General features: G+C 70.5%; 13 protein-coding genes and 1 tRNA gene. 9 read left to right on the plus strand and 5 right to left on the minus strand.

Translation table 11 applies throughout. The features are described 5' to 3' along the window. Nucleotides 1-83 precede the first annotated feature (83 nt). From KVF89_RS30275 to KVF89_RS00400, 4 genes are read left to right on the plus strand one after another with little or no spacing between them, the layout of a single operon-like run. On the plus strand, nucleotides 84-224 hold the full coding sequence (locus KVF89_RS30275; RefSeq protein ID WP_257422514.1) for a hypothetical protein: 141 nt from the start codon (nucleotides 84-86) through the stop codon (nucleotides 222-224). Further along, on the plus strand, nucleotides 221-1,582 hold the full coding sequence (chrA, locus tag KVF89_RS00390; protein ID WP_257422515.1) for a chromate efflux transporter: 1,362 nt from the start codon (nucleotides 221-223) through the stop codon (nucleotides 1,580-1,582). The genes KVF89_RS30275 and chrA overlap by 4 nt, the downstream gene beginning before the upstream one ends. A gap of 52 nt (nucleotides 1,583-1,634) precedes the next feature. After that, nucleotides 1,635-2,015, plus strand: a complete 381-nt coding sequence (locus tag KVF89_RS00395) for an ArsR/SmtB family transcription factor (RefSeq protein ID WP_257422516.1) — start codon at nucleotides 1,635-1,637, stop codon at nucleotides 2,013-2,015. Then, nucleotides 2,012-3,085, plus strand: coding sequence for a cation diffusion facilitator family transporter (locus KVF89_RS00400; RefSeq protein WP_257422517.1), 1,074 nt, complete (start codon nucleotides 2,012-2,014; stop codon nucleotides 3,083-3,085). The genes KVF89_RS00395 and KVF89_RS00400 overlap by 4 nt, the downstream gene beginning before the upstream one ends. Before the next feature lie 87 nt (nucleotides 3,086-3,172). Here KVF89_RS00400 and KVF89_RS00405 read toward each other — a convergent pair. The 3 genes from KVF89_RS00405 to KVF89_RS00415 all read right to left on the minus strand — a co-directional run bounded on the left by KVF89_RS00405 (nucleotide 3,173) and on the right by KVF89_RS00415 (nucleotide 7,971). Beyond that, nucleotides 3,173-3,246 (minus strand) — tRNA-Pro (locus tag KVF89_RS00405). A gap of 79 nt (nucleotides 3,247-3,325) precedes the next feature. Continuing rightward, entirely contained in the window at nucleotides 3,326-6,628 is a 3,303-nt protein-coding gene (locus tag KVF89_RS00410) for an error-prone DNA polymerase (protein WP_257422518.1), read from the minus strand. An 8-nt stretch (nucleotides 6,629-6,636) separates the two neighbouring features. Continuing rightward, the gene (locus KVF89_RS00415) at nucleotides 6,637-7,971 is read right to left on the minus strand and encodes an HNH endonuclease (protein ID WP_257422519.1); all 1,335 of its coding nucleotides are present in this window, start codon (nucleotides 7,969-7,971) and stop codon (nucleotides 6,637-6,639) included. A gap of 53 nt (nucleotides 7,972-8,024) precedes the next feature. Here KVF89_RS00415 and KVF89_RS00420 point away from each other — a divergent pair, with 53 nt between their 5' ends. The 3 genes from KVF89_RS00420 (at nucleotide 8,025) to KVF89_RS00430 (ending at nucleotide 10,213) form a co-directional block, all read left to right on the plus strand. Then, nucleotides 8,025-8,417 (plus strand): VOC family protein, encoded by a 393-nt coding sequence (locus KVF89_RS00420; RefSeq protein WP_257422520.1) that lies wholly within the window; start codon nucleotides 8,025-8,027, stop codon nucleotides 8,415-8,417. A gap of 97 nt (nucleotides 8,418-8,514) precedes the next feature. Then, a complete protein-coding gene (locus KVF89_RS00425) occupies nucleotides 8,515-8,988 on the plus strand; it encodes a VOC family protein (protein WP_257422521.1) in 474 nt (157 codons plus the stop codon). 46 nt (nucleotides 8,989-9,034) lie between these two features. Then, nucleotides 9,035-10,213 carry an FAD-dependent monooxygenase gene (locus KVF89_RS00430; RefSeq protein WP_257422522.1) on the plus strand — a complete coding sequence of 393 codons (1,179 nt, stop codon included), beginning with the start codon at nucleotides 9,035-9,037 and terminating at the stop codon, nucleotides 10,211-10,213. Nucleotides 10,214-10,262: 49 nt separating this feature from the next. Here KVF89_RS00430 and KVF89_RS00435 read toward each other — a convergent pair whose 3' ends face one another. Beyond that, nucleotides 10,263-10,622, minus strand: coding sequence for a TraR/DksA family transcriptional regulator (locus KVF89_RS00435; protein ID WP_257422523.1), 360 nt, complete (start codon nucleotides 10,620-10,622; stop codon nucleotides 10,263-10,265). Nucleotides 10,623-10,660: 38 nt separating this feature from the next. Between KVF89_RS00435 and KVF89_RS00440 the strand changes: the two genes are divergently transcribed. Beyond that, the gene (locus tag KVF89_RS00440; RefSeq protein WP_257422524.1) at nucleotides 10,661-11,143 is read left to right on the plus strand and encodes a nuclear transport factor 2 family protein; all 483 of its coding nucleotides are present in this window, start codon (nucleotides 10,661-10,663) and stop codon (nucleotides 11,141-11,143) included. Nucleotides 11,144-11,173: 30 nt separating this feature from the next. Here the strand turns inward: KVF89_RS00440 and KVF89_RS00445 are convergent, their stop codons facing one another. Then, on the minus strand, nucleotides 11,174-12,547 hold the full coding sequence (locus KVF89_RS00445) for a phospholipase D-like domain-containing protein (RefSeq protein WP_257422525.1): 1,374 nt from the start codon (nucleotides 12,545-12,547) through the stop codon (nucleotides 11,174-11,176). 107 nt (nucleotides 12,548-12,654) lie between these two features. Between KVF89_RS00445 and KVF89_RS00450 the strand changes: the two genes are divergently transcribed. After that, nucleotides 12,655-13,461 (plus strand): 2-phosphosulfolactate phosphatase, encoded by an 807-nt coding sequence (locus tag KVF89_RS00450; protein ID WP_257422526.1) that lies wholly within the window; start codon nucleotides 12,655-12,657, stop codon nucleotides 13,459-13,461. Nucleotides 13,462-13,465: the final 4 nt, after the last annotated feature.

Here is a 13,465-nt window from a genome sequence, read left to right on the forward strand (position 1 = left end):
CCCATGACCTCGGAGGTCATGTGCGTGAGACCGGGCGGGCGCGGGCCCGCATCAGCACCTGTCGCCGTCGTTACAGTCAGATCGTGAGCGGCGAGGGCGGGCATGGCACGTGGGTGCTCCTGACCTGCACCCTGCCCCGGGCTCCGTCCGGCTCGCGGCTCGCGTTGTGGCGCCGGCTCCACCGCCCGGGAGTGGCGCAGGTGGCCGGGACGGGTCCGTCGTGACCCTCGAGAGGAGCCGTGCCGGCGACGTCATCCCGCTCCGTGACGCCACCCGCGCCTGGTTCGCGATCTCGCTGCAGACCTTCGGCGGCCCCGCCGGCCAGATCGCCGTGATGCAGCACAAGCTCGTCGACGAGAAGCGCTGGATCGGTCAACAACGGTTCCTGCACGCCCTGAACTACTGCATGCTCCTACCCGGCCCCGAGGCCCAGCAGCTGGCCATCTACGTCGGCTGGCTGCTCAACGGCACCCTCGGCGGCCTGATCGCCGGGACCCTGTTCGTGCTCCCCGGTGCGATCGCGCTGCTCGGCCTCTCCGCGCTGTACGTCGGCGCGGGGACCACGGCCTTCGTCGGCGGCCTGTTCGCCGGCCTCGCGCCGGCGGTGATCGCGATCGTCGTCCAGGCCGTGCAACGCGTCGGCAAGCGCGCCCTGCACCACCCCGTCCTGGTCGCCATGGCGATCGCGTCCTTCGTGGCTCTGACGGTCTTCAAGGTTCCGTTTCCTGTCGTGATCGCCTCGGCCGGTGTTCTCGGCTGGGCCACCGGACAGTCGGTCCCCTCCTTCACCCAGAGCAAGCGCACCGGTCCGTCGGCCGACGGACCGCCGCCCCTGATCAGCGACGACGCGTTGCACCACGATGCCCCGTCCACGGCTCGCGGCCTACGGGTCCTGAGCCTCGGCCTCGTGCTCTGGTTCGCCCCGGTCGCCCTCGCCGCGATGTTGTTCAGCCGCGACAGCGTCTTCGTCGATCAGGGCCTGTTCTTCTCCGGCGCCGCGGTGGTCACGTTCGGTGGCGCCTACGCGGTGCTGTCCTATGTGGCGCACCAGGCCGTCACCGTGTTCGGGTGGCTCCAGGCCGGGGAGATGGTCCGCGGGCTCGCCCTTGCCGAGTCCACCCCGGGGCCACTGATCATGGTGGTGCAGTTCGTCGCCTTCGTCGGCGCCTACCGCGATCCGGGATCCCTCGACCCGTGGGTCGCCGCCGTCCTGGCGTCGCTCCTGGTGACCTGGGTGACCTTCGTACCCTGCTTCCTGTTCATCTTCCTGGGCGCTCCCTATGTCGAACGCCTCCGGAGCAACCACCACCTCACCGCCGCCCTCACCGGGATCACCGCGGCCGTCGTCGGGGTGATCGCGAACCTGGCGGTCTTCTTCGCGCTGCACAACCTCTTCGACCGCTCACGCAGCGTCGCGTGGGGTGCGGTCGACGTCGATGTCCCGGTGCTCTCCTCGTGGGACCCGGTCGCCTTCGCCATCACCGCGGTGGCGGTTGCGCTGATCTTCTGGCGCAGGTGGTCGACCATGCGCACGCTCGCGGTCTGCGCGGTGCTGGGCCTCGCGTCGACGCTGATCGGCTGAGTCCTTCCGTCCAGGACTTGGCGGGCGGTCGAGCGCATGTCATCGTATTCGCATGCGCGAATATGTAGAGGCTGGTGCGCCTCCGCTGCCGGCGGCGGAGCAGGTCGAGCTCGCGGTCGAGGTGTTCCGAATGCTGGCCGACCCCACCAGGGTGCGGCTCCTCTGGCTGCTGCGCGAGGGCGAGGCACCGGTGCTGCAGCTGGCGGAGCAGGTCGGCAAGCCCCAGGCCACCGTGTCACAGCACCTGGCCAAGCTGCGCCTGGCACGGCTGGTCACCACCCGCCGTCAGGGAGCACAGGTCTTCTACGCCCTGACCAACGAGCACGTGAGCCAGCTGGTCGTCGACGGGGTGCGGCACGCCGAGCACCTCGGGCCCGGCGTCCCCGCGCATCACGCCTGCCCCGCACTCGCCGCACCGAAGCAGACCCGATGACCGCGACGCACGACGACCGCGGCGCCGGTCACGGGCATGGACACGGGCATGGTCACGGACACGGACGCGGGCACGGCGGCGTGCTGAACGCACTACGGGAGATCTTCCGCACCCACAGCCACGACGCCGCAGACTCCGTCGACGACGCATTCGAAGCCAGCTCCGAGGGCATTCGCGCGGTCAAGCTCAGCCTCGTCGTGCTCGGCATCACGGCAGCCACGCAGGCCGTCCTCGTGGGGCTGACCGGTTCGGTCGCCCTCCTGGCCGACACGATCCACAACCTGTCGGACGCGATGACCGCGGTGCCGCTGTGGATCGCCTTCGTCCTGGGACGCCGCCGGCCGACGCGGTCCTACACCTATGGCTACGGTCGCGCCGAGGACCTGGCCGGGATCTTCATCGTCGCCATGATCGCGCTGTCGGCGGTCGTGGCCGGCCACCAGTCGATCGCCCGCCTCATCGACCCACAGCCCATCGACCACCCGTGGGTGGTCGCCAGCGCCGGCGTGATCGGGTTCCTCGGCAACGAAGCGGTCGCGGTCTATCGGATCCGGGTCGGCCGACGGATCGGATCCGCGGCCCTGGTCGCCGACGGGCAGCACGCCCGCACGGACGGGTTCACCTCACTCGCCGTCGTCATCGGCGCCGTCGGCGTCCTGGTCGGGATGCCCTTGGCCGACCCGATCATCGGTCTCGTCATCACTGTCGCGATCCTGCTCGTCCTGCGCAGCGCTGCCCGCGACATCTACCGCCGGCTGATGGATGCCGTCGACCCGGCCCTGACTGCCGACGCCCTCTCGATCGTCCGGGCCACTCCGGGCGTGGATGATGTCGAGTCGTTCCGGATGCGGTGGATCGGCCACCGCCTGTACGCCGAGACCGGCATCCAGGTCGACCACCACCTCGACGTCGTCGCGGCACACGAGATCGCCAACGACGTCCACCACCGGCTCCTGCACGGCGTGACCAAGCTGGTCGACGTCACGGTCCACGTCAGCCCCTCCCCCGTGCCGGGCACCGACTTCCACGACGCGCTCGGTCATCACCCCCACCCGGAGTCCGTCCGGTGACCTGAGCAGGGATCTGAGACCACGAGGCCGACCTGACAGAACCGGCCCTGACTCAGCGTTTCCGCTGGTCAGAGCCGGTTTTCTCGGTCGGGCTGACAGGATTTGAACCTGCGACCCCCTGACCCCCAGTCAGGTGCGCTACCAAGCTGCGCTACAGCCCGAAGCCCCGTTCGGCAGCACCGGCCGGAGCGAACGGAACACTACCGCAGGCTCCCAGGCTCTCTCGAATCGGCCTCGTCGCTAGCGGAAGTCGCGCGAGGTCTGGCGGATCTGCAGCGCGGCGCCGGCACCCGGCAGGACGCTGTCGAGCGGCTCGATCCGGTCGGCGACCAGGTTGGTGACGCCGTCCTGACGTTCCACCTTGCCCCGGATCACCACCGCGATCCGGTTGCGTGCCGCCCGCCGGTACACCTTCATCACCCCCGAGGAGCAGACCACGTTCAGCATCCCGGTCTCGTCCTCGAGGTTGAGGAAGGTGATCCCGCCGGCCGTTCCCGGGCTCTGTCGATGGGTGATCAGCCCGGCGACATGCACCCGTCGGCCGGCATCCGTGACCGGCAGCTCCGCGACCGACTTGATCCCCGCCGCGGTGAGGACCCCGCGGAAATGCTGGACGGGGTGGATGTCGGTGGAGATGCGGGTCGCCCACAGGTCCGCCAAGGTCACCTCCCAGGCCGACATCCGCGGCAGCTCGGGCGGGGCAGGCGCGGGCGTGCTCCCCGGGAGCTGGGCACCGTCCTCCGCATAGCCCGCCATCCACAGCGCCTGCCGTCGATCCAGCCCGAACCCGTCCAACGCCCCCGCGGTCGCCAGCGCCTCGAGCTGGGCCTGGGTCAGCCCGGCACGGCGGGAGAGATCGCGGATGTCGACGTACGGCGCCACAGCACGCTCCGCCACGATGCGGGTCGCGACCTCCTTCCCGATCCCCTTCACCGAGTCCAGCCCGAGGCGCACGGCCAGCGCGGCGTCGTACCTCAGCGGATCCTCGGGCGCCGCCGCACACGACTCGAGCCCCGCCTGGACGTCGGAGCTGACCAGGTCCGGCGGCAGCACGAGGACGTCGTGACGGCGGGCGTCGGCGACCAGGGACTGCGGGGAGTAGAAGCCCATCGGCTGGTTGCGGAGCAGCCCGGCGAGGAAGGCCGCCGGGTAATGGAGCTTGAACCACGACGAGGCGTAGACGAGCAGCGCGAAGCTGAGCGCATGGGACTCGGCGAACCCGAAGTCGGCGAAGGAGAGGATCTTGAGGTAGATCGCGTCGGCCCTCTTGCCGGTGATGCCGCGCTTCTCCATCCCGGCGTAGAGCTTGTCCCTGACCTTCTCGATCCGCTCGATGCCCCGCTTCGAGCCCATCGCCCGCCTCAGCAGATCGGCCTCGTCGGCCGTGCAGTCCCCCAGCGTCTTGGCCATCTCCATCAGCTGCTCCTGGAAGAGTGGCACACCGAGGGTGCGCTCCAGGATCGGCTCCAACGACGGATGGTCGTACTTCCAGCCCACCTCTCGCCCGGTCTTGCGCCGGATGTAGGGATGGACCGCTCCTCCCTGGATCGGCCCGGGCCGGATCAGTGCGATCTCGATGGCGAGCTCGTAGAAGCGCTCCGGCTTGAGCCGCGGCAGGGTGCCGATCTGGGCGCGGGACTCGACCTGGAACACGCCGATCGCGTCGGCACGGCCGAGCATCTCGTAGACCGCCGTCTCCTCCTTCGGGATGGTCTCCAGCTCCCAGCGCTTCCCGAGGTGCTCCTCGACCAGCCGGATCATGTGGTCGAGCGCGCCGAGCATGCCGAGCCCGAGCAGGTCGAACTTCACCAGCCCCATCGACTCGCAGCCGTCCTTGTCCCACTGCAGCACGGTCCGCTTGTCCATCCGTGCCCTCTCGATCGGGCAGACCTCCCCGATCGGCCGCTCGGTGAGCACCATGCCGCCGGAGTGGATCCCGAGGTGCCGGGGAGCCCCCATCAGCTCCTCGGCCAGTGACCGCACCTGCGGCGGTACGCCGACCTCCTCGCTGATCTCCCGGCCCCAGCCGTCGATCTGCTTGGACCAGGCGTCCTGCTGGCCCTGGGAGTAGCCGAGCGCCTTCGCGGCATCGCGGATCGCCATCCGCGGCCGATAGCTGATCACATTGCACACCTGAGCGGCATTGCGCCGGCCGTAGGTGTCGTAGACCCACTGGATCACCTCCTCGCGCCGGTCGGAGTCGAAGTCGACATCGATGTCCGGCTCCTCCTCACGGTGGGCGGAGATGAACCGCTCGAAGGGCAGGTTGAAGAGGACCGAGTCGATCGCGGTGATCCCGAGGGCGTAGCAGACCGCGGAGCTGGCCGCGGAGCCCCGGCCCTGGCAGAGGATCTTCTTGCGCCGAGCGAAGGCGACGATGTCGTGGACGATGATGAAGTAGCCGGCGAAGTCCTTCTCCAGGATCACCCGCATCTCCTTCTCGATCCGCTCCCGTGCCTCCGCCGCGTGGTCCTCGTGGGCGTATCGCCGGGCGAAGCCCTCCTCCACCAGGTGGCGCAGGTAGTCCGCCTGCGTCCACCCCTCGGGAATGCCCTGCTTCGGCAGCCGCGGCGAGGCCTTGCGCAGGTCGAAGGCCAGCTCGCCGGCGAGGACGACGGAGCGGCGCACCGCGTCCGGCCGGTGCGCGAACCGCCGCAGCATCTCCTCCCCGCTGCGCAGATGCGCACCACCCGACAGGTCGAGCCAGCCATCGAGCTCGGCGATGCTGCGCCGCGCCCGCACCGCCGCCATCGCCGCCGCCAGTCGCCGCTTCTCCGGCGTCGCGAAGTGGACGTTGCCGGTCGCCACCACCGGCAGCCCCCGGTCGTCGGCGATCCGCGCCAGCAGGTCGTTGTCCTCCTCGCCACCCGGGTGGTCGCTGACCGTCAGCTCCACCACGACGTGCTCGCGGCCGAACCGGTCGACCAGCAGGTCGAGCTCGTGGGCGGCGGCAGCCGGGCCGTCGTGTCTCAGGGCCTGGCGTACCGCACCCTTGCGGCAACCGGTGAGGACGACCCAGTGCCCCCTCCCCCGCTCGGCGAGCTCATCGAGGTCGTGGGCGGGACTGCCCTTCTCCGGCGCGCGCAGCCCCGCCTCGGTGATCGCCCCCGAGAGCCGGTGGTAGCCCTCCACCCCGCGCGCGAGCACCAGCAGGTGGCTGCCCTCGGGGTCGGGGATGCCGTTCTGCGAGCGATGGACGTCGAGGGTCAGCTCGGCGCCGTACACCGTCGCCATGGCGTAGTCGGACCCTGCCTCCGCGAACAGCGGAGCCCCCGCGAACCCGTCGTGGTCGGTCAGCGCGAGTGCGTCCAGGCCCAGCCGGGTCGCTTCCTTGACCAGGTCACCGGGCGAGCTGGCGCCGTCGAGGAAGCTGAAGTGGCTGTGGCAGTGCAGCTCGGCGTACGGCGTCGCACGCTCCGGACGCGCGACGCGTTCCGGCTCGGCACGGGGCTGTTTGCGGCGCGAGACAGGGGCCTCCGACACCAGCCCGGACATGCGGCGCTCGTGCTCGCGCCACGAGACCGGTGGGTTGTGCCAGCCCATGACGACGCTCAGGCGATCAGGCCGTAGCGGCCGGGACCGACCTGCACGAACCGCGGTTCACGCCAGCCTGGTGGGGCGGGGGCGGTGGCTGCATAACGGTGTCCGGTGGGGGTGACGGTCTCGACCTCGGGGCGTTCGCGCGGGCTCGAGACCACCCGTTGTCGCCATCCGGGCGCCTGCTTGGCGTGGTTGCAGGCCTCGCACAGGCCCTGCCCGTTGGCGGCACTGGTCGCGCCGCCCTCGTCGGCGGGCTGGATGTGGTCGGTGTGGCGCACCGGGGCATCGCAGTAGGGGCTGGCGCAGATTCCCAGTCCTTGCAGGGCGAGGAGCTCGGCGATCCCGTCCGGGAAGAGACGCTGCCGGCTGGTCATCGCCACGAGGCGGCCGAGCCGGTTGCGGTAGAGCCGCCGGAACCACACCGCGGCCCCGCTGCCGGATGCCTGCGCCGCCAGGTGACGGGCGACCTCGGCCGGGACCACCTCGCCCGCCACACCGTCGCCGGACAGCACCGCGGGCGCGTGGCCCCCGGCCAGCGTCTCGTCGGACATGGTCAGGTTGATCGTGAGCGGTACGGCGGGGGCGTGCTCGCCGCCACCCGTGTCGGGCAACCCGGTCATCCGGGCCAGCATCAGGTCGGACATCAACTGTCCGAGCGAGCGCTGGTCACCCTGCGCACGGGCGCTCAGCGCCGCCGCGCGCACGGATGCGTACGCCGCAACGGCCTGGGCGACCGGCATCAGCCCGGTCAGGTACGCCATCGTGTCCGGCGCCGGCCGCACCGTGACATTGCGGTCTGCCTCGGCCCGGCGGGCACGCCGGGCGACGGCAGCGGGGTCGAGCTCGGCAGCCATCCGGCGCACCCGGCCGAGGAGCTCGCGGGTGCCGACACCGTGGAGAGCACGCGGGTCGGCGCACAGCTCCTCGTCGACGAAGGCGCGCTGCTCCGCGCTCAGACAGCCGGTCTCCCGGGCCAGGAGCGTGGCCCGGAACTCGTTGAGCGAGCCGTCGCGGAGCCGCGCCAGGGTGTGCGGCATCTCGGCGACGAGGATCTTCCCGAGGCCGAGCAGGGACTGCCCCCGGTGTGGCGACTCACGCCGGGCGAGCGCGATCTCCGCCGCGGTCCCCCGCCCCTGCCGGTCGGCCCGGACCCCGGCCCTCGCCTGCTCCGCGCGGCGCTGGACGTCGAAGGCGACCGCGGCCTGTGCCTGCGCGGCGCACACGGCGGACTTCAGCTCCTCCAGCGCCGCGATCACCTCGACCTGGTCGGCCGCTCCCCCACCGGGCGCCACGAGCACGCGGTCGGCGTACGACCGGATCTCGTCAGCGGTGAGGGGAATATCCATGGCCCCACCTTAATCGAACACGCGTTCGAACGCCAACTGCCTAGGCTGGCGCTGTGGACAATGTGCGACAGGTGCAGGTGACCTTCGACTGCGCGAGCCCCCGCGCGGTCGCGGACTTCTGGAAGGCGGCGCTCGGGTACGTCGACCCGCCGCACCCGCCCGACCCTGACGACGCGTGGGCGGTCTGCGAGGACCCGACCGGCGCTGGGCCGCGGATGTACTTCCAGCGCGTGCCCGAGCGCAAGGCCGCGAAGAACCGGGTCCACCTCGACGTCCGCGTCGTGACCGGCCTGACCGGCGACGAACGGCTCGCCGTCCTCGAGGACGAGGCCACCCGCCTCGAGGCCCTCGGCGCGAGACGCGGCACCCTCCTGCTCGCCGACGGCGAGAACGAGTCCTGCCAGAACATGTTCGACGTCGAGGGCAACGAGTTCTGCCTCGACTAGCCGCGACCAGCCGCTCGGCGATGAGTCCCGGCCCGGAGCCCGGTCATCCTTGCCAGCGACCCTCATCCGGAGGGCCCTCGGCCGGAGGAGACTCCCCATGGTTTCGGTACGCACCCACCTGTGGTTCGGTAACGACAAGGCCATCGAGGCCGCGAGGTTCTACGCCGAGCACATCCCCGACTCGTCCGTCGGTCAGGTTCTCACCGCCTGGACCGAGCCCGGCACATCGGTCGCCGAGGTCGTCGAGTTCACCGTCGCCGGCCACGAGGTCACCGGCCTCAACGCCGGCCCGGAGTTCCATCTCAACGAGGCGTTCTCCTTCTACCTCCGCGTCGACGGCCAGGAGGAGGTCGACAAGTACTGGGAGATCCTCACCGCCGACGGCGGCGAGCCCGGCCCGTGCGGCTGGTGCAAGGACAGGTTCGGCGTGTCCTGGCAGGTCGTCCCCGTCGAGCTCGAGGAGCTGTGCGGCGACTACACGACCCCCGCCAACCAGGCGGCGTGCCAGGCGATGTTGAAGATGGGCAAGATCGACATCGCCGAGCTGCAGGCCGCGTACGACGGGGCGTGATCCTCCGGTCAGGCAAGCGTGGGTCGACGGACGAGCAGGAGGCGCGATGAGTGACATCAAGGTGTTGGTGACGGGAGCGAGTATCGCGGGTCCCGCGCTCGCCCACTGGCTGCACAGGCGGGGCGCCGAGGTGACCGTGGTGGAGCAGGCCGACGGGCTGCGGCCGGGCGGGCAGGCCGTGGATGCGCGTGGTGTCGCCAAAGAGGTCATCCGGCGCATGGGCCTCGACGCGGCCGTGCGGGCGGCGTGCACGAACACCCTCGGCGCCTACTCGGTGGACGCCGAGGGCAACGTGCTGGAGACGCACCGGGCCGACGAGCACGACGGTGACGGGTACGTCTCCGAGATCGAGATCCTGCGCGGCGACCTCTCCCGGGTCCTCTACGACGACACCCGTGATGGCGTGGAGTACATCTTCGGCGACCGGATCGCCGAGCTCACCCAGGACGCGGGCGGGGTCGACGTCATGCTCACGGGCGGCGACCGCCGACGGTTCGACCTCGTGGTCGGCGCCGATGGCCTGCACTCGGCACTGCGCGGGATGGCGTTCGGGCCGCGCGAGCAGTTCGTCCGCCACCTCGGGCTGGTGCTGGCCTTCTACACGGTGCCCAACGAGTTCGGGCTGGACGGCTGGATGTTCGACTATCAGGAGGCTGGTCGCTGGGCGGGCCTGCGGCCCGTCCCCGACGCCACCGAGGCGATCGCCATGTTGTCCTTCCCCGCCCCCGACTTCGACATCGACCACCGCGACGTCGAGGCACAGAAGCGGCTGCTGCGCGAGCAGATGGCCGGCTTCGGCTGGCAGACCCCCCGCCTCCTCGACCACCTCGACGATGCCCCGGACTTCTACCTCGACCAGGTCGCCCAGGTGGCGATGGACCGCTGGTCACGTGGCCGCGTGGGGCTCCTCGGCGACGCCGCGTTCTGTGCCTCACCGATGTCCGGCGCGGGCACCGGACTGGCTCTCGTCGGCGCCTACCTGTTGGCGGGCGAGCTGGCCGCGGCCGACTGGGATCCCGAAGCCGGGTTCGCGGGCTACCAGGAACGGATGCTCGGGTACGTCGACGCCAACCAGGAGATCGGCCGCATGCACGTGCAGATGCTCACGGGCCAGCCCGCCCCGGAGCCCGACCTGGACGCCTTGACCGACCTCATCCAGCGCGCCGTCGACGGTCCCGAGCTGCCGGCGTACGACGGGGTTGCGGACTCCGGCCCGCTCAGTTGATGATCTCGCCCCGCTCGCGGAGACGACCCGTCCTGGCGCGGCCGACCGCTCAGCATCCGACGCAGGTCCGCGCGACGGGCCTCACCTCGAGCCGGGCCTCGGGGATCGGCGCCCCGCAGCCTTCGCACACCCCATAGGTGCCCGCATCCAGTCGCAGGAGAGCCGCCTCCACCTCGGCCAGGTGCCATCGGACCTGGGCCACCAGCGTCGTGAGCTGCGAGCGCTCGAACGCGATGGTCGCACCTTCCGGATCGTGCTCGTCGTCCGCATTGGTGTCCCGCGACGCGGCGACAACCTCGGCGAAGCTGCCGATCAGTCCGGCCAGACGCTGCCAGGCCTCATCCCGCTCCGCCTCCAGCAGCCCGCGCGCACCCTCCACCAGGCCGATGCTGCCAGCACGCGCCGACACCCCTCGACCAGATCTAGAACACGTTCTACAGTGCGTCCATGGACCTTGCCGCGATCGAGGAGATCAAGCGCCTCAAGCACCGCTACTTCCGCACCCTCGACCTGAAGCGGTGGGACGAGTACGCCGACTGCCTCACCGAGGATGTCAGCGCCCGCTACGGCACGCAGGCCATGGGCGAGCCGCTGCACTTCGACAACCGGTCCGAAGTCGTGGCGTACATGGAGAAGAACCTCGGCCCCTCGATCATCACGATCCACATCGCGAACCACCCCGAGATCGACGTCGACGGCGACGCCGCGACCGGCTCGTGGGCGTTCGAGGACACGGTGATCGTGCCGGACTTCAAGGTGCAGATCCGCGGCGGCGGCTACTACGTCGACACCTACCGGCGCGACCCCGACGGGGCTTGGCGGATCGCGTCGACCCAGTACGAGCGGATCTACGAGGCGATGACGTCACTCGACGACACCCCGAGCTTCAAGCTGATCGCCAACCGGTGGGACCCGTCGCTCGAGCACTGACGGGCCCCACCCGGGAGGCGCACCGGAGGATCAGTACAGCTCGAGCTCGTGGAACGGGTAGTCCTTGGGCGCGAGGAACTCGGTGCCCGGCGTGATCCGGCCGTTCGGGTCGGCGGAGTTCACGTAGTTGTTCAGGTTGCGCGGCGCCTGGCGGAAGATCAGGTCCACCCAGCCGGCGTACTTCACGGTCATCGCCGGGTCGTCCCAGAAGATGACGTTCTGCTCGTCGGAGTGCCAGCCGAGCTGGGTCCAGTTCTCGCTGCTGGACAGGACCACGTTGCCATCGGCTCGGCCGCCCACGTGTCCCTGGACCGACAGGCCCTTCATGTGGACGTACCGGTCCTTGAACTTGTTGGCCGTCGCCCCGGTGATGTAGACCATCTGCTTCGCCGGCAGGCCGCGGAGGATGGCGCGGATCTTCAGCGGCATCATCATGAACACGATCCGCACGTCGCAGCCGGCGTGGTGCAGCGCACGGACCTTCTTCGCGATCTTCACCCCGCGCTGGTCCCCCCACACCGCGTTGGCGATGCGCACCTGGGTGCGCCCGCCCGGGACGTTCGTGGCGCCCGTGCACTGCACCTTGTTGAGCACCTTCAGCGCCGGGTCGGTCTTCTTCCGGTGCGGCGCGAACATCGTCGTGATGGTGGCGCCCGGAGTGGTGGTGCTGGGAACCGTGAACCGCAGCGGCTTGACGTTCTTGTCCTTCTTCGCCTGCTTCCACATCAGCATCCAGCCGTCGTAGACGCCCGGGTTCTCGGTGACGGTGGTCCAGTCGTTGAACTGCTGCACGGCAGCGGCACCGGTGAAGTTGCCCGAGCCCTGCATCGCGATGTTGGTGGTCGCGCCGGAGCGGCTGACCAGCATCAGCTTCGAGTGCATCGCGCCGCCCTTGCCCCGGCAGGTCGACACGCAGGTGCGGATCCAGCTACGCAGCGCCTTCGGCCGGTCCGCATTGCCCTTCTTCAGCGCGTTGCGCAGGGTCGGGTAGGAGCGGCCGGGTCCCTGCGACTTCGCCAGGCCGCGGGCCATGATGATCTGCACCGAGACACCGCGGCGGTGGGCCTTGATGAAGGCGTTCGCGTACTTCGGCGAGTCGAAGTTCCAGGTCATCAGGCGGATCGTCTCGCCGGCCGGCACGTTCTTGACCGTGTTGATGATCTTGCGCTGGACCCTGGTCTTCTTCTTCGTGCCACGGAACGGGTGGTTGAACACGATCCCCGGCTGCACGACGTACGCCGGGTCGGGCCCCTTCTTCGCGACCACGACGGCCGGCGCCGCGTCGGCCCGGGTCAGGTCACCCTGTCCCACCACCAGCAACGCCGTCGCGAGGAGCAGTGCCACCGTCGTCGCGACGAGCCCCCGAGTCCAGCCGACAGTCGACGTACCCCACCCGAACCGCACGATTCCCCACACTCCTCGTTCCCGATCTGCTTCCCCCCTCACAGCGTCGGGACGCGCGGATTCGTTACAGGCTGGGACGCACGTCACCTGCCGCTAGGCTGCGCACCGTGCCGGGCAACCCCTCAGCATCCGCCGCCTCCACCTCCACCGCCGCCGCACACGCGCAGGCCGCGCACCGGATCCGCCTGGAGTGGGGGCCGACCGGCGCGGCCGCGATCAGCGCGGCCGCCGACATCGCGATCGTGGTGGACGTGCTTTCCTTCACGACGGCCCTCTCGGTCGCGACCTCCCGTGGAACCCGCGTGCATCCGTTCCCATGGAAGGAGGATCGGGCTCTCGCGTACGCCGAGGAGCTGGGCGCCACCCTTGCCGTCGGTCGCCTGGAGGCGCGCCGGTCGGCGGTTCCGCCACCGAGCCTGTCGCCTGCCCAGCTCCTTGCCGGCCAACCGGTGGACCGTCTGGTGCTGCCCTCCCCGAACGGATCGACCATCTGCGCGGCGCTCCAGGAGAGCGACGCGCACCCGCGCGTTGTCGGCGCTGCATTGCGCAACCGGGCGGCGGTCGCCCGGTGGACGGCCGACCGCCTCGCCGAGGGGGCGGTGGTCGCCGTCGTCGCATCAGGGGAACGCTGGCCGGACGGGTCACTGCGGCCGGCGGTCGAGGACCTCTGGGGCGCCGGTGCCGTTCTCGACGCGCTGCCGGCGCCTGCTGCCAGCCTGCTCGGTCCCGAAGCGCTGCATGCCCGAGCGGCGTACCGGTCCGTGGCCGACGGCTTCAGAGCGGCGCTCGACGCCTGTGCAAGTGGCCAGGAGTTGATCGGCATCGGGTTCGGCGAGGACGTGACCACAGCCGCCGAGCTCGATGCGGACGAGGTCGTGCCGCTGCTCACCGCCGACGGTTTCGTCGCGAACTAGGCTG

The organism is Nocardioides carbamazepini (genome assembly GCF_024614185.1).
Lineage (GTDB): Bacteria > Actinomycetota > Actinomycetes > Propionibacteriales > Nocardioidaceae > Nocardioides > Nocardioides carbamazepini.